Below are 25,069 nucleotides of genomic sequence, written 5' to 3' on the forward strand. Positions count from 1 at the left end.
ATGCGATCCGCCACGTCCCGGCACACGTCGTTCTGCCGGCTGTGCGCCTCCTCGTGCGGGGTGCTGCTCGACATCGAGGACGGGCGGATCGCACGGGTGCTCGGGGACGCCCGGCACCCGATCTCCGGCGGGTACACCTGCCCGAAGGGGCGCCGTGGCGGCGATCTCGTCCACGGGCCGGACCGGTTGACCACCTCGATGCGGCGCACCTCCGCCGGATCACACGAACCGGTGCCGGTGGCGCGGGCCGTCGCCGAGATCGCGGATCGTCTGCGCGCCATCGTGGACCGCCACGGGCCGGATGCGGTCGCGCTGTTCATGGGCACCCAACAGAACTTCGCCGCTCTCACACCGCCGATGGCCCGGGCGTGGTTCAAGGGCACCGGATCACACAAGCTGTTCTCCACCATGACCATCGACCAGTCCGCGAAATGGGTTGTCGCCGAACGAATGGGAACCTATCTCGGGGGAAGGCAGCGATTCGAGGACGCTGACGTGTGGCTCCTGGCGGGCACCAACCCGGTCGTCTCCGGCAACGGGGGCGACGGGGACGGAGCGGTCGTGCAGAACCCGTCCGTCACCTTGCGCGCGGCCCGCGAGCGTGGGCTGCGGCTGATCGTCGTCGACCCGCGCCGCACCGAGACCGCGGCGCTGGCCGACGTGCACCTTGCCCCGCGCCCGGGGACGGACGCGGTGCTGTTCGCGGGCCTGCTCCACGTCATCATTGCCGAGCGTCTTCACGACGCCGACTTCTGTCGCCGGTACACCGCCGATTCGGGGGCTCTCGCCGACGCCGTGTCCGATGTGACTCCCGCTGTCGTGCAGCGGATCTGCGGCGTCCCCGCCGACCGGGTCCGTACCGCGGCGCGGATGTTCGCAGCCGGCAGTCGGGGGATGGCGACCAGCGGGACGGGGCTGTGCATGGGCCCGCACTCGAACCTCGCGGAGCACCTCGTCGCCGCCCTGAACGTGGTGTGCGGACGGTACCTGCGCGAGGGGGAGCGAGCCGACGACCGCGCCGTCCTGACCCGGCACGTGCCCGCCCGCGCGGAGGTCGCCCCGCCGTCCCGGGCGTACGAACGCGGCTATCCCAGCCGCATCGGTGGGGTGCGCGCGATGCGCGGCGAGCTCCCGTCCGGCCTCCTCGCCGACGAGATCCTCGCGCCCGGACCCGACCGGGTGCGGGCGCTGATCGTCTCCGGAGGCAATCCGGCCGCGGCCCTGCCGGACCGGGGGAAGGCGTTGCGCGCGTTGCGCTCCCTCGACCTGCTGGTGTGCATCGATCCCCGCATGTCGGACACAGCCCGGCTCGCGCACTACGTGATCGCGCCGACCACCATGTACGAACGTGCCGACCACACCGCGATCATGGAGCCGTTCTTCCCGCGCCCGTTCGCGCAGTTCACGCCCGCCGTCGTGACGCCGCCTCCCGATGTCGTCGACGACTGGCGGTTCTTCCTCGACCTCGCGGCCGCCTCGGGGCAGCCGCTCAAGTTCGCCGGGCGCATCCTCGATCCCGCCGCGCCGCCGACCTCCGAGCAGATGCTGGCGATGATGGCCGAACGGGGACGCGTCCCGTTCGCCGACCTGGTCGCCGCCCCGCACGGTCACCTCGCCGGCGACAGCGGCGCCGTCGTGGGCCCCGCGACCGCGGAGGGAGCCGGCCACCGCCTGCACCTGATGCCCGACGACGTGCGCGCCGAACTGCGCGCAGCGCTGACGGACATGGCTGTCACCGAAAGGTTTCCGCTGCTACTCACGGTCCGCCGGATCCGCGAGACCGTGAATTCCACCGGAACCCGCGTGCCCGGGCTCGTACCGGGCGGAACCAACCCGGCGAGCATGCACCCCGACGACCTCGCCGCCCTCGGTGTCGCCGATGGTCAGCGGGTGACCGTGCGCTCGGCGTCGGGACGGCTGCGCGCGACCGCACGGGCGGATCGTTCCCTGTCCCGGGGCACCGTGACGATGACCCACTGCTTCGGCAGTGTCGACCGGCGGGAGGACCTCGGGGTGAACGTCAACGTGCTCACCGGAACCCGGGACGGTGTGCAGGCGATCAACGCGATGCCGACGATGACCGCCGTCCCCGTCGCGGTCGAGCCCACGACGAGCGAAGAGGACGATTCGTGATGACCACCACCGAAGCACGCACCGGGCATCGCATCTGCCCGCTGTGCGAGTCGACCTGCGGGCTGCTGGTCGAACTCGAGGGCCGTGCCATCACCCGGGTCGCCCCGAACCCCGCGGACCTGATGAGCGCGGGACACAGCTGCGCGAAGGGTCTCGGGCTCGGCCGCATCGAGGGCGACCCCGACCGGATCCGGACACCGCTGCTGCGCACCACCGGCGGCGGGTTCCGGGAGGCCACCTGGGACGAGGCCTTCGGCGAGATCGCGCGCCGGCTACCGGAGTTCGTCACCGAGGATCCGGGTAGCTGCGCGCTTTACCACGGCAATCCGGCCGCCCACCACCTGGATTCGACGTTCTATCTCGGCGAGCTGATCGGTGCGCTCGGCACCCGGAACGTCTACTCGCCGGCCAGCGTCGACACGTGGCCGAAGAACCTCGCGCACATGCTCCTGTACGGCACGGGGCTGGGCATGAGCCTGCCCGACATCGACCGCACCGACTATCTGCTCATCCTCGGCTCGAACCCGATGGTGTCCAACGGCAGCACCGTCACCGCGCCCGGCATGCACCACCGCTTGCAGGCGTTGCGCGAGCGGGGCGGCACCCTCGTCGTGGTGGACCCGGTGCGCACCCGCACCGCCGAGGTCGCGGACCTGCACGTACCGATCCGGCCCGGCACCGACGCGCTGTTCCTGCTCGGGGTGCTCTCGGTGATCGCGGCGGAGGGCCTGGCCCGACCGGGCCGCGTGCCGGACGTCGTCGACGGTCTGGACGAGGCGCTCGCGCTGGCACGCGAGTACACCCCGGATTCGGTCGCCGAGGCTTGTGGGGTCGACGTCGCGCTGATTCGGACAGTCGCCCGCGGGTTCGCGGGAGCGACTGCGGCGGTGGCGCATTCGCGGATCGGCACCTGCATGCAGGAATTCGGCACGCTCGCGAACTGGCTCGTCGAGGTGCTCACGATCGTCACCGGGAATCTGGACCGCCCCGGCGGTGCGATGTTCTCGCTGCCCCCGGCCGGCGGTCAGAACACCTGGCCGGTCACGAAGCCGCCGAAGCTGATGTTCGATCGCTGGCGGTCCCGGGTTCGGGGGCTGCCGGAGGCGATGGGGGAGCTGCCCGCCGTGTGCTTCGCGGAGGAGATCCTCACCCCCGGACCCGGCCGCACCCGCGCACTGATCACCCTCGCCGGCAACCCCGCGCGGTCCCTCCCGAACAGCGGTGCGATCGAGGAGGCGCTCGACGCGCTCGAGTTCATGGTGTCGGTGGACTGCTACCTCAACGAGACCACCCGCCACGCGGACGTCATCCTGCCCCCGCCGCCGGTGACGACCCGTGGCCACCACGACGTGACGTTGTCGCACTTCCAGGTCCGGAACGTGGCCCGCTACACCCCGCCGCTGCTGGACCTCGCGGACGGAGAGATGGCGGAATGGCAGATCCTGCTGCGGCTGGCCGCGATCGCGAAGGGCACCCCGCACCGTCCCGTCGACGAGATGGACGACGAGGTCGCGGCGGTCGCTGCGCGGCGGGCCGCGAAACTCGCCGGCTGCGAACCGGAGCGGGTCGGCGAGGCGACCGCCGGTCGCAGCGGACCGCAACGGCTGCTCGACCTGCGACTGCGCAGCGGACCCTACGGTGACCGGTTCGGCCTCGACCCCGGCGGACTGACCCTCGCGGCGCTCGAGGACAACCTCGACGGCATCGACTACGGACCGCTGACCCCTCGCCTGCCGGAGGTGCTGCGCACCCCGGACGGGCGGATCGACCTCGTGCCCGAGATGATCGCCCGTGATCTGCCACGCCTGCGCGCGAGCATGACCCGGCCCGCCCCGGAACTGGTGCTGATCAACCGGCGCCAGCGCCGGGGCATGAACTCGTGGCTGCACAACGCGCTGCCCCAGCCCGACGGCGGCCAGTGCGCACTGCTGATGAGCCCGCACGACGCCGCCGAACGAGGCCTCGTCGACGGCGACCGGGTCGCGGTGACGTCCCGCGTCACCACCGTGGCCGCGGAACTGAGGATCGACGATGCGCTGCGGCCCGGGGTGGCGAGCATGCCGCACGGGTGGGGCCACGACGGTCCGGGACTGCGCACACCCCGGTCGGCCTCGGCTCCCGGCAGCAATTACAACGCGCTGGTGGACGACGACACGGCACTGGAGGCGCTGACCGCGTCCCCGATCTTCAACGGCGTCCCGGTCACGGTGACGCGCACGAGCGAGGAGCACTCCTGATGGCGTACGTGGTCACCCAGAACTGCTGCAACGATGCGACCTGTGTCGCGGTGTGCCCGGTCGACTGCATCCACCCGACCCCCGCCGAGCGCGAGTACACGCGCACCGAGATGCTGTACATCGATCCGGGCACCTGCATCGACTGCGGCGCCTGCTCCGACGTCTGCCCGGTGGACGCGATCGTCCCCGGTGACGCAGTCGTACCGGACATCGACCGCTATCGCGACATCAATGCCGAGTACTTCCAACGGAATCCGCGCACCGCTACCCCGGGTGCGCACGTCCAGCCGCTGCCACTCGCCATCGCGACCGCGGGTGTGGTCGACCCGCCGCCGCTGCGGGTGGCGATCGTGGGATCCGGGCCGTCAGCGTTCTACGCCGCCGAGGAACTCCTCGCCCGCCGCGACATCGCCGCCGAGGTCACCATGTTCGAACGGCTCCCTGTCGCAGGGGGACTGGTGCGTTTCGGTGTGGCACCGGATCACTGGCACACCAAGACGGTGGACCGCGTGTTCGACCGCACGGCACGCCGCACCGGCTTCGCGTTCCACCTCGGTATCGAGGTCGGGCGCGACGTGACAGTCGAGGAGGTGCTGGCCCACCACCACGCGGTGATCCACGCGTCCGGTGCATCAGGCGATCGGCGCCTCGGAGTCCCCGGCGAGGAGCTGCCGGGCAGCCACGCCGCCAGGGAGTTCGTGGCCTGGTACAACGGTCACCCCGACCACGCCGCTCGCTCCTTCGACCTGACTGGTTCGCGCGCCGTCGTGGTCGGCAACGGCAACGTCGCACTGGACGTGGCTCGCATCCTCGTGTCCGACGTGGAGACGTTGCGCCGCACCGACATCGCCGATCACGCCCTGTCCGCGCTGGCGGAAAGCCGGATCGAGGAGGTGGTGGTGCTGGGCCGCCGCGGACCCGAGCACGCGGCCTGCACCACCCCCGAGCTGCTCGCGCTCGGATCGCTGCCGGGGATCGACGTGCTCGTCGACGGGCCGGTGGACGCGGGCCCGGATGCACCGACGAAGCTGCAGATCCTCGCGGACTACTCCCGGCGCACGCCGACGCCGGGCAACCGGCGGATCGTGCTGCGGTTCGGGAGCACACCGAAGGAGGCGTTCGGCGTGAACCGCGTCGAGGCACTGCTGGTGGCGGACACCGAGTCGGGGGCAGACGACAGGATCGAGTGCGGGCTGGTGTTGCGGGCGGTCGGCTACCGGGGGCTGCCGATCCCGGGTCTCCCGTTCGACGATGCCACCGGCACGGTCGCCAATGTCGCGGGCCGCGTGGTGGAACCGGAGACCGGAATCCCCGTCGCGGGTCAGTACGTGGCCGGCTGGATCAAGCGCGGCGCGACCGGGGTGATCGGCACCAACCGCTACTGCGCTGCGGAGACGGTCGAGTCGCTGCTCGCCGATCACCGCGACGGGCAGCTCGCGACACCGAAGTCCACGGCAGGCGAACTGACGACGCTCGTCCGCACCCGCCGCCCCGATGCGCTCAGTGGTGCGGACTGGCGTGCGATAGACCGCCACGAGCGAGAGCGCGGCCGGGAGGCGGGCCGTCCCCGCATCAAGATCGTGGACGCAGACACCGCGGTGTCCGTCGCGACTGCCGCCCGAGGTCCTCGATGACACGCACCGTCCACACCTTCTGCCGAATCTGCGAGCCGGGGTGCGGCCTGCTCGCGGAGGTCGACGGCGGTGAGGTCACCCGGCTGCAACCCGACCGGGATCACCCGGTGCACCGCGGATTCTCCTGCCACAAGGGCGTGCACTACCTGCAGGTCCACCGCGATCCGGATCGGCTCGACCGGCCGCTCCGACGGACGAACCCGCGCAGCGAGGAACGCGGCGTCTTCGAACCGGTCGGCTGGGACGACGCCGCCCGGGACATCGCTGAACGGCTGCAGGACATCCGGCGGCGGCACGGACGGAACGCGCTCGCGGTCTATCAGGGCAACCCGTCGGCCTTCAACGGCGCCTACTACGCGAACGCCGCGACGATCGCGCGTGGCTTCGACACCCGCATGCGCTTCAGCGCGGGCACCCAGGACACCTCCGCCAAGTACGCCGCCAGCGAGGCGATCTACGGAGCGTCGATGGCGCACCCGATCCCCGACCTGCTGCACACCGACCACTTCCTGTGCCTCGGCAGCAATCCGCAGGTCTCGCACATGACGCTGATCCACATCTCTGACCCCATGGCGAAGATCCGGGCCGTCAAGCAGCGGGGCGGCACGGTGCTCTTCGTGAATCCCCGCAGGATCGAGTCGTCGTCACCGGAGACCGGTGACGTCCTGCAGATCAAGCCGGACACCGACTTCTACTTCCTCGCCGCGTTGCTGCACGAGATCGTCTTCCGGATCGGGTACGACCGGGCCGAGGTGGAACGTCACGGCCGGAATGTCGACGGCCTGCTCGACTTCGTCCGGCGGTATCCCGCCGAGCGTGTTGCGTCGGTCGTCGGTGTCCCGGCCGAGGCGATCCGGCGGGTCGCGGCCGACTTCTGCGCGGCGCCGAGCGCGAGCATCTACATGGCGACCGGCGTCAACCAGGGCCGCCAGGGCGCGCTGGCGTACTGGATGCTGACGATGGTGAGCCTGTTCTCCGGCAACCTCGGCAGGCGCGGCGGCAACATCTACTCCCGCGGCGTCGCGGACACGGTGCAACACTCGAAGCGCAAACGGGAGGACCCGTTCTTCGAGGGTCCGTTCGGGGAGATGCGCACGGTCGGCGGCGATCTCCCCGCGGCGTTGCTCCCGGAGTTCATCGAGAGCCCGGACGATCCGATCCGCGCACTGATCGTCGTATCGGGTAATCCGCTGCTGTCGGTGGGCGGCGACGGACGACTGCGTCGAGCTCTCGAGCAGCTCGAGCTGATCGTCACCGTCGACCTGTACCGCACCGTCACGGGTGAGATGGCGGATTACGTTCTGCCGGCGACGGACTGGCTCGAACGGGAGGACGTGAACTTCCTGAACACGATGGGCGTCGCGATGGAGCCCTACGTGCAGTACACGCCGGCGGTCGTGCCGGCCAAGGGCGAGCGCAGGGACGACTGGTGGATCCTGTCACGTATCCAGCAGGAGATGGGGGTTCCGACCCTGCTCGACGATCCGGAGCCGAACCCGTTCGCCGCCGTCGATGCGGCGCTGGCGGAGTCGGGACTGAGTATCGAGACCCTGCAGGCGATGCCGTGCCAGACCGCAGTGCTGCCGGAGGCCGTTCCGTCCGACGTCTTCGACATCGCGGTCCAGCACGACGACGGGTTGATCGATTGCTGTCCCTCCCTCTTCGCGCGGGCCTACGACACCGCAGAACGCATCTTCGAGGAGCTCGCCGGGGAGCCTGCCGACCAGCTCAAGCTGATCACGCGCCGGACCAACTACATGGTCAACAGCTGGTTGCACAACCTCCCGGTGTTCAAACAGGGTGTCCACCAGAGCAATCCGCTGTGGATGCACCCGGACGACGCGCGGTGCCGGGGCCTGGTCGAGGGCGACGACGTCACCGTGCGTAATCGGCACGGGTCCGTCGACGCGGTGCTGGTGTACGACGACGCGCTCAGATCGGGCGTGGTGGCGATGACTCACGGCTGGGGCCAGGGCACCGCTCGCGGGCTGGATGTGGCCCGCCGACACCCCGGCGTCAACGTCAACCGGCTCGCGCCGACCGGAGTGGAGGGCTACGACCCGCTCAGCAACCAGTCCCAGCTCACCGGAATCAACGTGGACGTGGTCCGTCGGTGAGATGGGATAGCTCGGACACCTGCCACAGCCGCACCGCTCCCGAGGACCAGTCGTAGCCCGCGCACAGGCCGTCCCGTCCACTCACGAGAACGGTTCCGTCATCCACTCCGGTGGGGCGGTCGAGTTCGATCCAGGATCCGAGGTCTGCGGCGGAGAGGAACACCCGCTCCTCCTCGTCGCCGGCGCACGCCACGAGGCGATCCCCGACGGCGACGACCCAGTGAAATGGCACGCACTCGTCGATCCCGTCGCCGATCCCGTCCGAGCGTGCCGACACGAACGAGACCGCGTCCACGGTCGACCGAACCCGCAGGACGTCCGTCTCGTGCGTCAGCGTCACCACCGAGTCCTGCCCGACGACATCGAGGAGGATCTCGTCGTCGTAGACGATCGGATCGAGCCGTTCGCCGAGCCTCGTCGGGTCGACCCAGTAGACCGCACAGCCGTCCTGCCCGGCGCCCATCGAGAGCCCGAGCAGGCCGGTCGCGCTGCGCGAGACTTGTGATCCTCCCGCGGTCAGGTCGGTGAGCTCGACGGACGCCTCCGTTCTCCCGTTGCGGACGAGGAGCCAGTGGTCGCTGTCGTCGCCCGGTTCCGTGAACGCGAACGTCTCCGTCGCCGAATCCCAGTACGCGGAGCCCGTTCCCCACTGCGGCCAGCCGCCGTGCAGGTGCTCCCAGACCACCGTTCCGTCGCGTCCACGCAGCTGCGCCCGATCCTGAAGTGTGACCGCGGCGTAGTCGAGGGAGTCCGAGACCGTCGACGTGCCGCACCCCTCGAACCTCGCACTGAAGAGCACCTGCTCGAACATCGTGTCGAACACGTCCACCCCGCCAGGTGCCCGTACGAGCCAGCCCGCAGGGTGTGCGGCGACCGTGCTGCGCTCCGGCATGGTCAGCTCCGCACCGACCGCCGTCAGGAATTCGTTCGACATGAGATGCAGCGTACAAACTCTCGGCCCGCCGGCCGGATGCCGCGAAGTCGCCCTTGTGCAAAGAACCAAATGACATTAGTTTTACTGGTGTGACGTGGGACACCCGACAGGTACCACGTACCCCTGTCCTGCGCGGCGCGGTCGAAGAGAATCCGGCCGCGACGACTCCTCGGGAGGCCTTTATGAGCGGAACCGTGATCGACGCACTGACCTACTGGGCGCGAACCGTCCCCGACCAGCCGGCGATCGACTTCGCCGGCGACGTCGTGACCTACCGCGAACTCGACACCTGGGCGGACGGCGTCGCCCACGACCTCGCGGCGCGAGGCGTCACGGCCGGGGACCGGGTCAGCTACCTCGGCGTGAACTCCCTGGAATGGTGCGTCGCGGCACTCGGCGCGATGAAGGTGGGCGCCATCTCGGCACCGTTCAACCAGCGGATGCTCGCCGGCGAACTGACCACCCTGGTCGAGGACTGTGAACCCACGGTCGTGTACTGCGACGCGGACCTGCGGTCGCGACTCGACGAGGTGCACGCGGCGCGCGGCACCTTCGCCATCGCGGAGTTCGAGACGGACGTGCGCCCGCTCCGCGGCAGGGCCCACGCGCCGTTCCGCACCCCCGTCACGGAGCAGTCCGATCCCACCGCGATCGTGTTCACCAGCGGCACCACCGGCAAGCCGAAGGGTGTCGTGTTCACACACGCCACCATCGCCGGCGAGATGCACGAGTGGTCGCTGATGGAGCCGATCGAGCAGAACGGCCTGCGTCCGCTGCTGGTGCTGCCGCTGTTCACCGCGGCAGGCATCATCTGGGGCATCTCGCGCACCGTGCTGCACGGCGGCACCCTGCTGCTGCAGCCGGGATTCGATCCCGAGGCGGCGCTGCGCGTGATGAAGGACAGCCGCGCCACCACGCTGACCGGACCGCCGATCCTGTTCGAGCAGATCTCCCGGGTGCCGGGTTTCGAGGGCGCGGACCTGAGCCACCTCACCACCGCCCACGTCGGCGGCGCCCGGGTGCCCTCCGCGCTGGTCGGGGTCTGGCTGGCCCGGGGCGTGCAGCTGCGGCAGATCTACGGGCAGACCGAGATCGGCGGCTCGGCCACCGCGATGCCCCGGAACGAGGCGGCCGCCCATCCCGACAAGTGCGGTTTCGGCGGCATCTTCACCAAGATCCGCGTCGTCGACGCGGACGGGAACGACTGCGCCCCGGGTGAAGTGGGTCAGATCCTGCTGAGGGGCCCGGGCATGATGCCGGGGTACTGGCGCAACGAGGACGCCACCCGCGCCGCATTGATCGACGGCTGGCTGCACACCGGCGACCTCGGAAAGCTCGACGAAAACGGCTATCTCACCTTCGTGGACCGGCTCAAGGACATGATCATCTCCGGTGGACTGAACATCTCGCCGGCCGAGATCGAGCAGGTGATCAACCGCATGCCCGGCGTCGAGGAGGTCGCGGTGATCAGCGTGCCCGACGAGAAGTTCGGCGAGACGCCGGCCGCGATCGTCAAAAAGGTGGAGGGGCTGACCGAGGCGGACGTCGTCGAGCACTGCAACCGGAACCTCGCCGACTTCAAGGTCCCGCGATACGTGGTGTTCGTCGACAGCGGGCTGCCCCGGATGGCCAGCGGCAAGATCTCCAAGCGAGACCTGCGGGACACCTATTCCGATGTGCCGCAGACCTACCCGAAGGTCCGGTGACGGTGGTGTCGGAGCAGCAGCGGGTGGCGGTGGTGACCGGCGGTGGCCGCGGGATCGGGGCCGCGATCTCTCGGCGCCTGGCCGCCGACGGGTTCGCGGTGGCCGTCAACTACTCGTCCAGCGCGGCGGACGCGCATGACGTGGTGGAGAAGATCGTCGCCGCGGGCGGTCGGGCCGCCGCGATCCGTGCGGACGTGTCCGACGCCGCCCAGGCCGAGCATTTGATCGCCGCCGCGACGGCCGATCTGGGGTCGGCGCCGACCGTGTTGGTGAACAACGCCGGGATGAACATCGCCGGGGCGGCGCGCAAGCAGTCCCCTGCGGACTGGGACCGGGTGATCGGTGTCAACCTCAGCGGCGCCTTCTACTGCACCCACGCCGCGTTGCCCGCGATGTACGAGAGCGGTTGGGGACGTGTCGTGTTCGTCAGCAGCCCGTCGGGAGGGCGGCGGCCGTCGCCGGGCATGAGCGCGTACTCCGCCGCGAAGGCGGGGCTCGTCGGCATGACCCGTTCGATGGCTCTCGAGGTAGCGCGTCGCGGCATCACCGTCAACACCGTCATGCCCGGCTTCGTGGAGACCGACATCATCGCCTCCGGTGGCGAGAACGCGGTGGAAACCCTGGCCGCGCAGTGGCCGAAGATCCCCGCCGAGTCGATCGCGTCGACCGTGTCCTTCCTCGTGAGCGAGGACGGCAGGCACGTGTCGGGCGAAGAGGTCGGCGTCTGGCTCGGCGGCCCGGTAGGCATCTGAAAGCAGCTCCGCCGCCTGTGAGTCCTTTCGCCCCCAGGCGGGCCGAAAGGACTCACAGGCGCGTCAGCGCCTGGCGGCGTCGGCCTCGGCCCGGTAGTTGCCCGGCCACGCCTTGCCGAGGGTGAGTCCGCCGTCGACGACGATGTTCTGCCCGGTCACGAACGTCGCGTCGTCCGAGACCAGGTAGGCGATCGCACCGGCGATGTCCTCGCCCTCGCCCGCGCGGGGGATGGGCTGGAACGATGCCAGCCCCTTGCGGACACCGGCGACACTGGCGTCGAGTGCGTCGCCGTCCAGGCCGGCGCCGTGGCCGACGATGCGGGTGGCAACGCCGCCGGGGGTGACGGCGTTGACGCGGACATGGAACTCGGCGAGTTCCCTGGCAGCACTGCGGGTCATCTGCAGCACGGCGGCCTTTGCGGCGCCGTAGGGGTGCGGGCCGAAGCCGGTGCGCACGCCGGCGACGGACGACACGTTGACGACGGCGCCGAAGCCCTGCTCGCGCATCACCAGGGCGGCGTGCTTGGTGCCAAGGAAGGCGCTGCGCGCGAGCACCGCGAACGAGGCATCCCACTCGTCGACGGTGGTGTCCTCGAGGTAGGTCCACGCGCCGACCCGGCCGGCGTTGTTCACCATCGCGTCCAGCCGGCCGAAGCGCTCGGTCGCGGCTCGGACCGCTGCCGCGATGTCGTCCTCGCGGGTCACGTCGGTGTGCAGGTAGACGCCGTGCTCGCCGAGGGCGGCCGCGACCGCCGCGCCACGCGCGTCGTCGATGTCGGTCACCACCACCCGGGCGCCCCGCTCCGCCAGAAGGGCGCAGGTCGCGGCGCCGATGCCGCTCGCGCCTCCCGTCACCACCGCGACCTTGCCGTGCAGTTCCGCCATTGTGTCGAGTCCTTCCCCTGTCTACGAACGATGCATCTTGAGGTATTAACCTAAAGCCATTAGCTTGATATGTCGACGGTCACAGCGCGAAGTCGAGGCCGTCGCAACCGCACGAGGGGAAGGCCCCGCATGTCCGAACTGATCCTGACCGAGCGGCCGCGGCCGGGCGTTCTGCTGATCCGCCTCAACCGCGCGGACGCGCTGAACGCGATGAATGCCCAACTCGTCGAGGAGCTGCACGCGGTGCTGGCCGACGTCCGCCACGACTCGGAGACCCGCGCGATCGTGCTGACCGGGAACGGGCGGGCCTTCTGCGCGGGGATCGACCTGCGTGGCTACGGCACCCCGCCCGGCGCGAGTGAGGGCGAGGGACGGGCGCAGGCCGGGATGCGGGTGCAGCAGCACATCGCGTCACTGGTCGAGGCATTCCGTGGGGCCCGGCCGCCCGTCGTCGCCGCGATCAACGGAGCCGCCGCGGGCGGCGGGATGGCGTTGGCGCTGATGGCCGACGTCCGGATCATGGCCGACACCGCCGCACTGCACGCCTCGTTCATCAACCGCGGGCAGTCCAGCTGCGACATCGGCGTCAGCTGGTTGCTGCCCCGGATGATCGGATTCGCCAGGGCGGCGGAGATTCTCCTCACCGGACGCCCGGTCGACGCCGCCGAGTGCGAGCGCGTCGGCATCGTGTCCTCGGTCCAACCGGCGGAACTGCTGCTCGACTCGGCACTCGACACCGCAGAGAACATCGCGCGCAACAGCCCGTTCGGGGTGTGGATGACCAAGGAGGTGATGTGGTCCAACCTCGAGGTCCCGAGCCTGCGCGCCGCGATCGACCTGGAGAACAGGACACAGATCCTCGCCGCCATGACCAAGGACCACCGCGAGGCTGTGTACTCGTTCCTCGAGAAGCGGCCCCCGGTCTACCGAAATCACTGACAGCTCTGTTGGAACCTCCGACAGGACAACAGCTTTGAACAGACGAGACGAAGGGTTGGTGCCGAAGTGAAGGTCGGAGTCATGGCCGGGTACTGGGGCTCGGGACCGCCGCGGCGGATGGAACAGATCGTTGCGGAGGCCGAGGCCCTCGGCGTCGACAGCTTCTGGACGGCCGAGTCGTACGGGTCCGACGCGTTGACCCCGCTCGCCTGGTGGGGCGCCCGCACCTCGACGATCGCGCTCGGCACCTCGGTGTGCCAGATGTCGGCGCGCACCCCCACCGCGCTGGCGATGGCGGCGCAGACCCTCGACCACCTCAGCGGTGGTCGCGTGATTCTCGGCATCGGCGCGTCCGGTCCGCAGGTGGTCGAGGGGTGGTACGGACAGCCGTACCCGCGACCGCTCGAGCGGACCCGCGAGTACATCGCGATCATGCGGGCGGTGTGGGCCCGGGACGAGCCGGTGACCTTCGAGGGCAGGCACTACCAGCTGCCGTATCAGGGCGGCACCGGCCTGGGGAAGCCGCTGAAGTCGATCGTGCACCCGCTGCGCCGCGAGATCCCGGTCTACATGGGCGCGGAGGGACCGAAGAACGTGGCCCTCGCCGCCGAGATCGCAGACGGATGGACGCCGCTCTGGTTCTCGCCGAAGACCGACGACTTCTACCGCGCCGCCCTCGCCGAGGGTTTCGCCCGCGAGGGCGCCCGCCGCACCGCGGACGACTTCGAGGTGGCCAACGTGTGCTGGCTGGTCGAGGACGACGACGTCGAGCGGGCGGCCTCTCGGCTAAAGCCGGTCGTGGCGCTGTACGCGGGCGGCATGGGCGCCAAGGACGCGAACTTCCACAACGACGTGTTCGTGCGGATGGGCTGGGGTGACGCGTGCGCCGAGATCCAGGAGCTGTACCTCAGCGGCAGAGCGGATCTGGCCGCGCAGGCGGTGCCGACGGCGATGGTCGAGGACGTCGCCCTCGTCGGTCCCGCGGACAAGATCTGCGAGGACATCGAGAGGCGTTGGAAGAAGACCTGTCTGACCACCCTGATCCTCGGGGGATGGCCACGGCCGGAGAATAGGGAGAGGATTCTCGATGCAATCCGATAGTGCCGCTGCACAGGGGCTGGACCCGCGAACCCCTGTCCTCGTCGGTGGTGGTCAGATCAACGACCGGGACGGCGGCCGCGAGCCGGTGGACCTGATCGCCGACGCCGCCCGCCGGGCCGCCGAGGAGGCCGGCAGTACGCGACTGCTCGAACTCGTCGACTCCGTCCGGATCGTCGGCCTGCTGTCGTGGAAGTACCGCGACCCCGGCGCGCTGGTCGGGGAGCGGGTCGGTGCCGCGCCCCGGAACACCGCCTACACCGGCAGCGGCGGCAGCACGCCGCAGGTGCTCGTCAACGCCGCCGCCGAGGACATCGCCGCCGGCCGGTCGGATGTCGTGCTCATCGGTGGCGCCGAGTCGTGGCGCACCCGGATGAAGCTGCGCGGTCAGGGGATTCGTCCCGGCTGGACGGTGCAGGACGATTCGGTGCCGAAGGCGCCGCTGGTCGTCGACGAGGTACCGATGCAGTCGGCCACCGAGATGCGGGCCGGCCTGGACCGCCCGGCCTACATCTACCCGCTGTTCGAGCAGGCGCTCCGCATCACCGCCGGCCGGTCCGTGGCCGAGCACCGCGACGCGATCGGCGCCCTGTGGTCCGGGTTCAGCAAGATCGCGGCGACCAACCCGCACGCCTGGACGCAGCGCGAGTACACCGCGGCCGAGATCGTCACCCCGTCCGCGGACAACCGGTGGATCGTCTCGCCCTACACCAAGCTGCTCAACTCCAACAACATGGTCGAGCAGGGCGCCGCACTGCTGCTCTGCTCGGTGGAGGTCGCGACCCGGCTCGGGATCCCGCGCGAGAACTGGGTGTTCCCGCAGTCCGGCACCGAGTCGCACGACACCTACGACATTGCCGAGCGCGGCGCGCTGGACCGCTCGCCGGCGATCCGCATCGCCGGTGCCCGGGCGCTGGAACTCGCCGGCATCGGGGTGGACGGCGTCGCGCACGTCGACGTGTACTCCTGCTTCCCGTCCGCGGTCCAGGTCGCGGCGCGGGAACTGGGGCTGCCGCTGGATGATCCGGGGCGACCCCTGACCCTCACCGGTGGGCTCACCTTCGCCGGCGGGCCGTGGAACAACTACAGCACCCACGCGATCGCCACCCTGGCCACCCGGCTGCGGGAGTCGCCGGGCAGCTACGGGCTGGTGACCGCGAACAGCGGGTATCTCACCAAGCACGCCTTCGGGGTGTACCGGACCGAACCGCCCGCCGACGGGTTCCGCCGCGAGGACGTGCAGGCGGCGGTGGACCGCGAGCCGACGACGAAGGCGCATCCCACGTACGAGGGCCCGGCGACGGCCGAGTCGTGGGCGGTGCTGCACGACCGGTCGGGTGCGCCGGAGCGCGGCTTCCTCGCGGCCCGCACCCCGGACGGGGGCCGCACGCTCGCGTCCACGACGGACGCCGCGGCGCTGGAACGTCTGCTGGCCGACGAGGAGGCGGGGGCGGGCGTCGTCGTCGCCGAGGACGGTGGGTTCGGGTTCGCCTGAGCCCGGCCGGCGTCTCGGATGTGCCCGCCACCGTTGACGCGCCAATACCTAAAGGCATAAGGTAAATGCATACCGGCGCGCTGCGCCGAGCCGGCGCCGACGGCGCCCGTGGATCAAGGAGAATCGAATGTCGGCAGAGGACTTTCGGACGCTGTACGAGCGCCACGTGGGCTACGTCGTGTCCGGGAACATGAAGGCGGCCATCGCCGACATGGTGCAGGAGAACATCCCCGCCGTCTTCGACGGAGTCTCCGTTCCGCGCGGCGCAGTCAACGCCTTCGAGATCAAGGACGTGCGCCTCGAGGGCGACCGGCAGATCGGTGAGACCGTCTACGACACCCCTGACGGCGTGATCGGGCTGCGGTCGATCTGGGAGCTGCGTGACGGGCAGTGGAAGGCCGCGGCGCTGGAGAACTTCGCGGTTCCCGGAGCCCCGGCATGAGCGGTGACATCGCAGTCGAATTCCCCTGGGGCCCGGCCGCGGACGGACTCGACCTGCCCTACTGGGACGGACTGCGCGAGGGCGAACTGCGACTGCAGCGCTGCGGCAACTGTGCCGAGTGGATCTGGGGTCCGCAGTGGATCTGCGGGCGCTGCCACACCTTCGACCCCGGCTGGGAGACGGTCGAGCCGGTCGGCACCGTCTACAGCTGGGCGCGCAGCCACTACCCGTTCATCACCGAGCTCGCGGACCGGGTTCCCTACGTCACGGTCCTGGTTGAACTTCCCGGCGCCGGAAACCGCAGGGTCCTGGGCATTCTCACGGGCGACGACACCGACGTCCGGATCGGCGACCCGGTGGTCGGACACATCGAACTGGACGAGGGTGCGACCTGGCCGTTGCTGCGGTGGCGTCGACGTGAAGGAGCACAGGCATGAGCGGGGCAGCAACACGCGGCTCGACCGCGATCGTGATGCGCGGAGCCGCGGCTGTCGTCGGCGTGTCCGAGCTGCACTACAAGCGTGGTGAGGCGCCGCACGGCGAGCTGCGGATGACGCTCGAGGCGATTGTCGCGGCCTGCGCCGACGCCGGCATCTCCCCACGCGAACTCGACGGCTTCGTCTCCTACGCGGGCGGCGGGTACGACGGCGCGACCATCGGCGGCGCACTCGGCGTCGACGACGTGCGCTGGTCCAACATGATGTGGGGCGGGGGAGGCGGCACCGTCGCCGCCGCCGTCAACAACGCCGCCGTCGCCATCGCGGCGGGCCAGGCCGAGTGCGTGGTCGTCTACCGCTCGATGGCGCAGGAGGACACCGGACGCCTCGGGTACGCCAAGTACTTCTACGGACCGCACTATCTCGCGCACGGTGTCGGCTCGCCCGCCCAGGTGTGCGCGCTGCGCACCCAGCGGCTGCTCGAACACGACGGCGTGCCCCGCGAGGCGATGCGGGCGCTGGTTCTGGCCGCGTACCGGCACGCCCAGAACAACCCCACCGCTGCCGGATACGGCCGGCCGCTCGACGAGGCGACCTACGACGCGTCCCGGATGATCACCGAACCGTTCCACCTGTTCGACTGCTCCCGGGAAAGCGACGGCGCGGTGGCGCTGGTACTGGTCTCGGGCGAGCGCGCGAAGCACATGCGGCCCGACGCCGCCTACGTGCTGGCCGGTGCGCAGGGCGCACCCGGCGGCTACTCGTCGATCATCGACAACGACGATCTGTACACGAGTGCGGGATTCGCCGGCCGCCCGGGCCGACCCGGGGTCGCGGAGAGGCTGTGGACCGCAGCGGGTCTCGGCCCCGACGACGTCGACGTGGTGCAGGTGTACGAGAACTTCAGCGGGCCCGCCGTGGCTGCGCTGATCGACCACGGGCTGGCCCCGACCGGTCCCGCCGCCGGCGAGGTGCTCACCGTGGACAACCTCACCGCGGGGATCGGCAAGCTGCCGGTCAACACCAGCGGCGGCAACATCGCCGACTCGTTCGTCAACGGCATGGGCCTGGCCGTCGAGGCCGTCCGGCAGATTCGCGGCACCTCGACCAATCCCGTTGCCGGAGCACGCACCTCACTGTTCATCGGCGGACCGATGGCGCCGCTGGTCAGCTCGACGCTGTTCGGCCACGAAGACACCCTCTGACCGAGATACTGCCCGACCCGGGCGCGACCGCACTACCGGAGGATCCTCAATGGACACCACCCTGGACCGGCGCACGTTCTTCATCGACGGCGAGTGGGCCGCACCGCACTCGAACTCGACCTACGACGTGATCGAGGCCGCCACCGAGAAGGTGCTCGGCACCACCGCCCTGGCCGACAACAAGGACGTCGACGCGGCGGTGGCGGCCGCCCGCCGGGCGTTGACGCCGTGGCGGGCCCTGACGGCCGAGCAGCGCGCCGACCACCTCGACCGGTTCGCCGCGGCGCTCAAGAGCAGGGCGAAGCAGACTGCCGTGTTGAGCAGCCGCGAGAACGGCATGCCGATCTCGCTGTCGATCGGTGCCAACGGTTATGCCCCGGGCCTGATGGTCGGCTACTACGCGGACCTGATCCGCCGCGCGGAACCCGAGGACGTGCGCCCCAGCGCGTTCGGGGGACGCACGGTGGTCCGCCGGGATCCGGTCGGCGTGGTCGCGGCGATCACCCCGTGGAACTACCCGCAGTCGCTCGCGGCGATGAAGATCGCCCCCGCCCTCGCCGCCGGCTGCACCGTGGTGCTCAAGCCGGCACCCGAGACGGCGCTCGACGCCTTCGCCTTCGCCGACGCCGCCGTGGAGGCCGGGCTGCCCGCCGGCGTGCTGAACGTCGTGCCCGCCGGCCGGGAGGTCAGCGCGTACCTGGTCGAGCACCCGGGCGTCGACAAGGTCGCGTTCACCGGTTCGACTCCCGCGGGACGGGCCATCGGCGAGGTCTGTGGTCGGCTCCTGCGTCCGGTGACCCTGGAACTCGGCGGCAAGTCGGCCGCGATCGTCACGGCCGACGCCGACCTCGACGTGTTCACCGCGAACCTGCTCGAGGTCTCGCTGGTCAACAACGGGCAGACCTGCCACGCCAGCACCCGCATCCTCGCGCCGCGCGGCCGGTACTCCGAGGTCGTCGACGCGGTCACCGAGACCGTGCGGGCGTTGCGGATCGGCGACCCGCTGGACAAGGCGACCCAGATCGGCCCCCTGGTCAGTGCCGCCCAGCGCGACCGGGTGCTCGGCTACATCGAGGCCGGCCGCGCGGACGGGTACCGCATCACCGCCGGTGGCGGAACGCCCGCCGACCAGTCCGTCGGGTGGTACGTCGAGCCGACCGTCTTCGAAGGCGTGGACAACGCGGCGCGGATCGCGCAGGAGGAGATCTTCGGCCCCGTCCTGACCGTCACCCCGTACGGCGACGAGGAGGAGGCGATCGCGATCGCCAACGACTCCGAATACGGTCTCGGCGGCACGGTGTGGACCACCGACGAGGAGCACGGTCTGGCGATCGCGGACCGGATCCACAGCGGCACCGTCGGTGTGAACCACTACGCGCTGGACCTGGCGGCCCCGTTCGGCGGCGTCAAGGCGTCGGGCCTCGGCCGCGAACTGGGCCCGGAGGGCCTCGCCCCGTACTACAGCGCGAAGTCCGTCTACTTCGGCAGCCGCTGAACCACAGGCAATCACCGATCGAACGGAGCCAACGATGACCCTTCCGCTGGACGGCGTCCGGGTGCTGGACCTCACCGACGGTCTCGGCGAATCCTGTGGCCGCTACCTCGCCGACCTCGGTGCCGAGGTGATCCGGATCGAGATGCCCGGCGGATCACGTTCGCGTGCCGCCGAACCCGTCGTCGACGGCGTGAGCATTCCGTTCGCGCTGCGCAATGCCAACAAGCTCGGGATCACGCTCGACCTGGACACCGACGCCGGCCGGGGGCGACTGCGGGAACTCGCCACGAGCGCGGACATCCTGATCGAGTCGCAGCGCCCGGGCCGGCTGTCCGAGTGCGGTGTCGGCGCGAACGAGATTCGTTCCCTCGTACCGGGACTGGTGTGGGTGTCGGTCAGCGGATTCGGCCAGACCGGACCGTACCGGGACTGGGTGGCGACCGAGCAGGTGCTCTACGGGCTGTCCGGAGTCCTGTCCCGCTCCGGTGCCCCGGGCGCGGAACCGCTGCTGCCCCCCGGCGGACTGGTCGAGGAGACCGTCGGCGCGCACGCCGCCTGGGCCGCACTGCTCGCGTACCACCGCCGATTGGGTACCGGGCGCGGCGAAACCGTCGACGTATCGGCGTTCGAGGCGATCGTGCACGGATTCGACCCCGGATTCGGCACCCAGGGGTCCGCGGCCGCGGCGCGGTCCGAGGATTTCCCGCGGGGCAGGCCGAACGCCGCCAACTTCTATCCGGTGTTCCCGTGCAAGGACGGTCACGTCCGGATCTGCCTGCTCGCCAAACGGCAGTGGCGGGGCATGTTCGAATGGCTTGGTGAGCCAGAGGAGTTCGCGGATCCGAAGTACGACACCATCCCCGCGCGATTCGTCGCCGCGGACACCCTGCACCCCCTGATCGAGCAGCTGTTCTCCGCATACACCCAGGCGGAGTTGGTGGCGGAGGGGGCGCGCCGCGGCGTGCCGGTCGGTGGTGTGCACACCCTCAGCGAGGTGCTCACCACCGAGCACTTCGCGGCGTCCGGTTCCCTCGTCGACGCGGAGATCGCGCCCGGGCTCCGGGCCCGCGTGCCGTCGGGCTATGTCCGGGTCGGGGGAGATCGCGCCGGGATCCGAACGCGGGCACCGCAACTCGGCGAGCACAACGACCTGACCTTCGCGGCGCGGGACATCATTGCCGGTACGGGTGACCCGTCGGCCGCGCCGCTGGCCGGGCTGCGCGTCCTCGACCTCGGGGTGATCGTGTTCGGCGCCGAGTTGAGCCGGCAGTTCGCCGACTACGGCGCCGACGTCATCAAGATCGAGAACGCGAACTTCCCCGACGGGCTGCGCCAGTCCAAGCGCGGCGCGGCGCTGGCCGCGTCCGTCGCCTGGGGGCACCGCAACAAGCGCAGTCTCGGGATCGACCTGCGCAGCCCCGAGGGCGTCGACCTCTTCCGGCGACTGGTCGCCGATGCGGACGTGGTGCTGGCCAACTTCAAACCCGGCACCCTGGCGTCGATGGGCCTCTCGTACGAGACCCTCGCCGAGATCAACCCCCGCATCGTGGTGTCCGAGTCGAGTGCGTTCGGCAGCACCGGACCGTGGAGCACCCGGCTCGGCTACGGCCCGCTCGTGCGCGCTTCGTGCGGGGTGTCGGCGTTGTGGCGGTACCCGGACGACGAGGAACTGCTCTGCGACGGGCAGACCGTGTACCCCGACCACATCGCCGCGCACGTCACCGCCATCGCGGTGCTCGCCGCGTTGATCGACCGGCGTCGGACGGGACGGGGAACGAACCTCGAGGTGGCCCAGGCGGACACGGCGTTGGTGCAGCTCGGCACCCAGCTGGTTGCCGAGGGACTCCGGCCCGGGACGATCACCGCGCCCGGCAACGTCGATCCGTACGCCGCGCCGAGTGGCGTGTACGCGTGCGCCGGTGACGACGAGTGGTGCGTGGTCACCGTCCGCGACGACGACGAGTGGGCGGCGCTGTGCGGTGTGGTCGATCGTCCGGACCTGGTGGGGGACAGGCGGTTCGCCACCAACCCGCAGCGGATCGCGAACCGCGGCGAGGTGGACGGCATCATCGCGGCCTGGCTTCGGGACCGGGACCCCCGGGAGGCGACGGCGGTGCTGCAGGCCGCGGGAGTCCCCGCGGGGGCGATGCTGCGGCTGCCGCAACTGCTCACCGACCCGCAGCTGACCGCTCGCGCCACGTACACGGCGATCGAGCACGAGCTGCTGCCGACGCCCCTGTCCGCCACCGCCCGGGTCGCCGTGTTCGGCGAGATCGCCGACCCGCCCACCCGTCAGGCTCCGCTGGCCGGCGAGCAGACCCGGCAGATCTGCGCCGAACTGCTCGGCCTGGACGACGCCGAGATCGATGCGCTGGTGCGGTCCGGGGTGTTGCAGCCCCCGGCGACCGACCCTGCCCTAGTGCGTGAGGTGGCGACCGGCTAGCCCGGACAGCACCGGCCGGAACGCCTTGAAATTGCGACGACAGCAGGTCATCTCGGGTGACGTGCTGTCGTCGCAGTTTGCTTCCGGATGGACGCAGTATTGTGGAACCGGCAGACCTGCAACGGCATTCACGTGCTGGTGACGGAACTTCGAACCATGCCTCCCCGCTGCGGGCGCGATCATGCCGCCGTCACCTGCGCGGCCGGAGTTCCGATTCGACCCGAACAAGCGGGCCTGCGACCAGGCCCGCACGTCGTGCGTCACGAGCGAGAGTCCGGCCTGGGCTCGCTGGGATGTCGAATGGAGTTCAGCTGCCGATCGAAATAGTTGGTGGCTGCACGTATTTGGCGCCAAGTCGAGCGCAAGAATCTTCCGTAGACAAATCTAATGACTATTGGTTAATGTGTTGCGCATCACAGGACATTCCGGGTGATCGCCCGGCCTTACACACATCGAGGTGTGCATGACCGAGACCAGAACCGAAGTCACCGAAAACCTCACGGACTCGAGCCGGGCGCGCTCCGCCGCGGACTCGCGCCGGGCCAGCCGCGCCGCCTTCGTCGGAACCCTGCTCGAGTACTACGATTTCAGCCTCTACGCTTCTGCGGCCTCGGTGGTCTTCGCGAGCGTGTTCTTCTCCGGATCGAGCCCGTTCCTGGGGACCCTGCAGGCGGTCGGCACGTTTGCGGTCGGCTTCCTGGTGCGCCCGATCGGCGGGGTGGTCCTCGGAAGTCTCGGAGACCGTATCGGGCGCAAGCGAATTCTCGTGCTGACCCTTGTGCTGATGGGCGCGGCCACCATGCTTGTCGGCGTGCTGCCGGGATACGCCCAGATCGGATGGCTCGCACCCGTCCTGCTGGTGTTCCTCCGGATCCTCCAGGGCATCGGCGCGAGCGCCGAGTACGGCGGTGCGACGCTGGTTGCGGTGGAGTTCGCGCCGGAACGCAAGCGGGGACTGCTCGGTTCACTCCCGGGTATGGGTTCGGCGCTCGGTGGCGTCCTGGGTACCAGTGCACTGCTGCTGGTGTCGACCCTGCTGTCGAAGGAGGACTTTCTCGACTGGGGGTGGCGGATTCCGTTCCTGCTCAGTGGTTTGATCCTCGCCTACGGGCTGTGGCTGCGGCGGTCGCTGCCGGAGACACCGGAGTTCCGGCGAATCGAGAACGCGGATGACACGGCTCGGACTCCGGTCCGCGACGTGATTCGCCAGCAGCCGCGGGCACTGCTCGCCGTGATGGTGATGGCCATCGGCATGACGGGCATCGGCTACTTCTTCATCGTGTTCATGGGCACTTTCGGCGCCAACCAGCTTGGGCTGGGCAAGACCGACATCCTCATCGGCCTGATTCTTGCCCAGGTCGCCAACGCACTGCTGATCCCGCTGTTCGGTGGCCTCTCGGATCGGATGGGCCGACGGCCGGTGATCATCTTCGGCTTCGTCTACAGCGCCGTCTTCGCGTGGCCCGCGTTCTGGCTGCTCTCGAACCACGGCTCCGCAACCGTGTTCTGGCTCGTACTCGCTCTGGGCAACGGCATCGGGGTCGCGTCGATCTTCGGCCCGATGGGCGCCTACGTCACCGAACTGTTCGAGACCCGGCACGCCTACAGCGGACTCGGTCTCGGCCGGGAGACCGGTAACGCCCTCGGCGCGGCCATCGTGCCGGTGGTCGCGGTGCCACTGGCCTTCCACGACACCACCGCCTGGCTGAGCCTGCTGCTCTGCGGCATCGCGATCCTCGGCTTGGTCGCGGCGGCACTCTCGCGGACGCGATCGGAATCGCTCGAGGCGGGCGGAGACGTCGAGACTCTGCCGGTGTAGCCGCACCCGGACGTCACGGCACGGGTTCCGATCGCGGGGATCGGAACCCGTGCCGTTCTCGGTCGGGACGATACTCTGGCCTAAAGGAACTAGATATTCGACGCGCGACGGCCGGTGCTGCCGTGGCGCAGGATTGGAGCACCCCGATGTCCACCGTCCCCCTGCTCGTCGACGCCGACTGGCTGGTCGCCCACCGTTCGGATCAGAACATCCGGATCTACGACGTCAGCATCTCGCACGGGAAGACCGAGGCGGGCGAACCGTTCACCACGTCCGGGCGGGAGACGTACGAGGCGGAGCACATCCCCGGCGCCGCGCACGCCGACGTGTTCGGCGACCTCGCCGACACGCAGTCGCCGTATGCCTTCACCAGCCTCGACCACGACACCTTCGCGCAGCGGGCCGGTGCCCTCGGCATCGGACCGGACACCCACGTCGTTCTCTACGACCAGGGCGGGAACCTGTGGGCGACCCGGCTGTGGTGGAACCTGCGGCTGGAGGGCTTCGACCGGGTATCGGTCCTCGACGGCGGTCTCGGTGCCTGGAAGGCCGCAGGGCACGAGATCGAGCAGGGCGGGAGTAACAGCTACCCGGCAGAATCCTTCTCCGGTGAGCGCCGGCCCGAACTGCTCGCGACGAAGGAGAGCATCCTCGCCGGGATCGGGGACCCGGCCGGCGTACTGGTGAACTCGCTGGAGCCGCAGACGTTCCGGGGCGAGGTGGACACCTACGGGTACGGGCGTCCGGGCCGGATCCCGGACAGCGTCAACGTCTTCTTCGGCGACCTGGTCACCGAGGACGGCAGGGTCGGCGGGCTGGAGCTGGTCCGGCCGCAGTTCGCCGAGGCGGGTGCGCTCGACGAGGACAAGTCGGTGGTCACCTACTGCGGTGGCGGCATCGCCGCGACCTTCCTCGCCTTCCAGCTCGCCCGGCTCGGCCGCGAGGACGTCGCCGTCTACGACGGGTCGATGAACGAGTGGGTGTCCGACGAGTCGCTGCCCCTCGAGGTCGGTGAGCCGACCGCCTGAATCGGCGAAGGGCGCGGACAGCAGTGGGGCGGACCGTCACGGTCCGCCCCACTGCCGTATTCGCAGGGCACGGACACAGCGCGAGGAGCTCCCCGGGATGCGGTGCACACCCGGGGAGCTCAGTGCTGTCTCCGGCGTCCCCACGAGAGCTGCTGACAAAAATCGATTGACGTCAGCTGTCATTCGCTGTAACGTCAGTCACAGGCCGCGAGAAGAACACCTCCGGTCAGAGTCTTCAGGTCGCCCGGGTCGGGCGACATCTCTCCACGG

18 protein-coding genes are annotated in these 25,069 nt (G+C 70.1%); 16 read left to right on the forward strand and 2 right to left on the reverse strand.

Translation table 11 applies throughout. The annotated features are described in order from the left end of the window. From ACWDUM_RS10685 to ACWDUM_RS10700, 4 genes are read left to right on the forward strand one after another with little or no spacing between them, the layout of a single operon-like run. On the forward strand, nucleotides 1-2,133 hold the full coding sequence (locus ACWDUM_RS10685; protein ID WP_450133941.1) for a molybdopterin-containing oxidoreductase family protein: 2,133 nt from the start codon (nucleotides 1-3) through the stop codon (nucleotides 2,131-2,133). Continuing rightward, entirely contained in the window at nucleotides 2,133-4,370 is a 2,238-nt protein-coding gene (locus ACWDUM_RS10690; protein WP_450133942.1) for a molybdopterin-dependent oxidoreductase, read from the forward strand. The genes ACWDUM_RS10685 and ACWDUM_RS10690 overlap by 1 nt, the downstream gene beginning before the upstream one ends. After that, entirely contained in the window at nucleotides 4,370-6,004 is a 1,635-nt protein-coding gene (locus ACWDUM_RS10695) for an FAD-dependent oxidoreductase (RefSeq protein ID WP_450133943.1), read from the forward strand. The genes ACWDUM_RS10690 and ACWDUM_RS10695 overlap by 1 nt, the downstream gene beginning before the upstream one ends. Continuing rightward, nucleotides 6,001-8,121, forward strand: coding sequence for a molybdopterin-containing oxidoreductase family protein (locus ACWDUM_RS10700; protein WP_450133944.1), 2,121 nt, complete (start codon nucleotides 6,001-6,003; stop codon nucleotides 8,119-8,121). Before ACWDUM_RS10695 ends, ACWDUM_RS10700 begins: the two co-directional genes overlap by 4 nt. Here ACWDUM_RS10700 and ACWDUM_RS10705 read toward each other — a convergent pair. Next, nucleotides 8,096-9,055, reverse strand: a complete 960-nt coding sequence (locus ACWDUM_RS10705) for a hypothetical protein (protein WP_450133945.1) — start codon at nucleotides 9,053-9,055, stop codon at nucleotides 8,096-8,098. The two genes, ACWDUM_RS10700 and ACWDUM_RS10705, sit on opposite strands and share 26 nt — an antisense overlap. Before the next feature lie 182 nt (nucleotides 9,056-9,237). Here ACWDUM_RS10705 and ACWDUM_RS10710 point away from each other — a divergent pair, with 182 nt between their 5' ends. Both ACWDUM_RS10710 and ACWDUM_RS10715 read left to right on the forward strand, forming a co-directional pair. Continuing rightward, on the forward strand, nucleotides 9,238-10,761 hold the full coding sequence (locus tag ACWDUM_RS10710) for a class I adenylate-forming enzyme family protein (RefSeq protein ID WP_450133946.1): 1,524 nt from the start codon (nucleotides 9,238-9,240) through the stop codon (nucleotides 10,759-10,761). Continuing rightward, entirely contained in the window at nucleotides 10,758-11,513 is a 756-nt protein-coding gene (locus ACWDUM_RS10715) for an SDR family oxidoreductase (protein ID WP_450133947.1), read from the forward strand. Before ACWDUM_RS10710 ends, ACWDUM_RS10715 begins: the two co-directional genes overlap by 4 nt. A 63-nt stretch (nucleotides 11,514-11,576) precedes the next feature. On the opposite strand, the gene ACWDUM_RS10720 is transcribed toward ACWDUM_RS10715, so the two are convergent. Then, nucleotides 11,577-12,398, reverse strand: coding sequence for a glucose 1-dehydrogenase (locus ACWDUM_RS10720; RefSeq protein ID WP_450133948.1), 822 nt, complete (start codon nucleotides 12,396-12,398; stop codon nucleotides 11,577-11,579). Between the two features lie 129 nt (nucleotides 12,399-12,527). On the opposite strand from ACWDUM_RS10720, the gene ACWDUM_RS10725 reads away from it, so the two are divergent. The 10 genes from ACWDUM_RS10725 (at nucleotide 12,528) to ACWDUM_RS10770 (ending at nucleotide 24,799) form a co-directional block, all read left to right on the forward strand. After that, the gene (locus ACWDUM_RS10725; protein WP_450133949.1) at nucleotides 12,528-13,337 is read left to right on the forward strand and encodes an enoyl-CoA hydratase/isomerase family protein; all 810 of its coding nucleotides are present in this window, start codon (nucleotides 12,528-12,530) and stop codon (nucleotides 13,335-13,337) included. Between the two features lie 66 nt (nucleotides 13,338-13,403). After that, nucleotides 13,404-14,438, forward strand: coding sequence for an LLM class F420-dependent oxidoreductase (locus ACWDUM_RS10730; protein ID WP_450133950.1), 1,035 nt, complete (start codon nucleotides 13,404-13,406; stop codon nucleotides 14,436-14,438). Then, entirely contained in the window at nucleotides 14,425-15,930 is a 1,506-nt protein-coding gene (locus ACWDUM_RS10735; RefSeq protein ID WP_450133951.1) for an acetyl-CoA acetyltransferase, read from the forward strand. The genes ACWDUM_RS10730 and ACWDUM_RS10735 overlap by 14 nt, the downstream gene beginning before the upstream one ends. A gap of 127 nt (nucleotides 15,931-16,057) precedes the next feature. Further along, nucleotides 16,058-16,372: a hypothetical protein gene (locus ACWDUM_RS10740; protein WP_450112567.1), complete on the forward strand. Its 315-nt coding sequence runs from the start codon at nucleotides 16,058-16,060 to the stop codon at nucleotides 16,370-16,372. After that, on the forward strand, nucleotides 16,369-16,809 hold the full coding sequence (locus ACWDUM_RS10745; RefSeq protein WP_450112568.1) for a Zn-ribbon domain-containing OB-fold protein: 441 nt from the start codon (nucleotides 16,369-16,371) through the stop codon (nucleotides 16,807-16,809). The genes ACWDUM_RS10740 and ACWDUM_RS10745 overlap by 4 nt, the downstream gene beginning before the upstream one ends. Continuing rightward, on the forward strand, nucleotides 16,806-18,014 hold the full coding sequence (locus ACWDUM_RS10750) for a thiolase C-terminal domain-containing protein (protein WP_450133952.1): 1,209 nt from the start codon (nucleotides 16,806-16,808) through the stop codon (nucleotides 18,012-18,014). The genes ACWDUM_RS10745 and ACWDUM_RS10750 overlap by 4 nt, the downstream gene beginning before the upstream one ends. Before the next feature lie 49 nt (nucleotides 18,015-18,063). After that, nucleotides 18,064-19,509, forward strand: a complete 1,446-nt coding sequence (locus tag ACWDUM_RS10755; protein WP_450133953.1) for an aldehyde dehydrogenase — start codon at nucleotides 18,064-18,066, stop codon at nucleotides 19,507-19,509. A gap of 34 nt (nucleotides 19,510-19,543) precedes the next feature. Further along, on the forward strand, nucleotides 19,544-21,952 hold the full coding sequence (locus ACWDUM_RS10760; protein ID WP_450133954.1) for a CaiB/BaiF CoA transferase family protein: 2,409 nt from the start codon (nucleotides 19,544-19,546) through the stop codon (nucleotides 21,950-21,952). A 463-nt stretch (nucleotides 21,953-22,415) separates the two neighbouring features. Then, complete coding sequence (locus ACWDUM_RS10765; protein ID WP_450133955.1) at nucleotides 22,416-23,771, forward strand: MFS transporter; 1,356 nt, start codon at nucleotides 22,416-22,418, stop codon at nucleotides 23,769-23,771. 146 nt (nucleotides 23,772-23,917) lie between these two features. Further along, nucleotides 23,918-24,799, forward strand: coding sequence for a sulfurtransferase (locus tag ACWDUM_RS10770; protein ID WP_450133956.1), 882 nt, complete (start codon nucleotides 23,918-23,920; stop codon nucleotides 24,797-24,799). Nucleotides 24,800-25,069: the final 270 nt, after the last annotated feature.

This window comes from Rhodococcus sp. NPDC003322, from assembly GCF_053589555.1.

Excerpts from the sequence above, each read along its gene's own strand:
- ACWDUM_RS10685 (WP_450133941.1), top strand. The coding sequence starts at position 1 with ATGCGATCCGCCACGTCCCGGCACACGTCGTTCTGCCGGCTGTGCGCC.
- ACWDUM_RS10690 (WP_450133942.1), top strand. The coding sequence starts at position 2,133 with ATGACCACCACCGAAGCACGCACCGGGCATCGCATCTGCCCGCTGTGC.
- ACWDUM_RS10695 (WP_450133943.1), top strand. The coding sequence starts at position 4,370 with ATGGCGTACGTGGTCACCCAGAACTGCTGCAACGATGCGACCTGTGTC.
- ACWDUM_RS10700 (WP_450133944.1), top strand. The coding sequence starts at position 6,001 with ATGACACGCACCGTCCACACCTTCTGCCGAATCTGCGAGCCGGGGTGC.
- ACWDUM_RS10705 (WP_450133945.1), bottom strand. The coding sequence starts at position 9,055 with ATGTCGAACGAATTCCTGACGGCGGTCGGTGCGGAGCTGACCATGCCG.
- ACWDUM_RS10710 (WP_450133946.1), top strand. The coding sequence starts at position 9,238 with ATGAGCGGAACCGTGATCGACGCACTGACCTACTGGGCGCGAACCGTC.
- ACWDUM_RS10720 (WP_450133948.1), bottom strand. The coding sequence starts at position 12,398 with ATGGCGGAACTGCACGGCAAGGTCGCGGTGGTGACGGGAGGCGCGAGC.
- ACWDUM_RS10725 (WP_450133949.1), top strand. The coding sequence starts at position 12,528 with ATGTCCGAACTGATCCTGACCGAGCGGCCGCGGCCGGGCGTTCTGCTG.
- ACWDUM_RS10735 (WP_450133951.1), top strand. The coding sequence starts at position 14,425 with ATGCAATCCGATAGTGCCGCTGCACAGGGGCTGGACCCGCGAACCCCT.
- ACWDUM_RS10740 (WP_450112567.1), top strand. The coding sequence starts at position 16,058 with ATGTCGGCAGAGGACTTTCGGACGCTGTACGAGCGCCACGTGGGCTAC.
- ACWDUM_RS10745 (WP_450112568.1), top strand. The coding sequence starts at position 16,369 with ATGAGCGGTGACATCGCAGTCGAATTCCCCTGGGGCCCGGCCGCGGAC.
- ACWDUM_RS10750 (WP_450133952.1), top strand. The coding sequence starts at position 16,806 with ATGAGCGGGGCAGCAACACGCGGCTCGACCGCGATCGTGATGCGCGGA.
- ACWDUM_RS10755 (WP_450133953.1), top strand. The coding sequence starts at position 18,064 with ATGGACACCACCCTGGACCGGCGCACGTTCTTCATCGACGGCGAGTGG.
- ACWDUM_RS10760 (WP_450133954.1), top strand. The coding sequence starts at position 19,544 with ATGACCCTTCCGCTGGACGGCGTCCGGGTGCTGGACCTCACCGACGGT.
- ACWDUM_RS10765 (WP_450133955.1), top strand. The coding sequence starts at position 22,416 with ATGACCGAGACCAGAACCGAAGTCACCGAAAACCTCACGGACTCGAGC.
- ACWDUM_RS10770 (WP_450133956.1), top strand. The coding sequence starts at position 23,918 with ATGTCCACCGTCCCCCTGCTCGTCGACGCCGACTGGCTGGTCGCCCAC.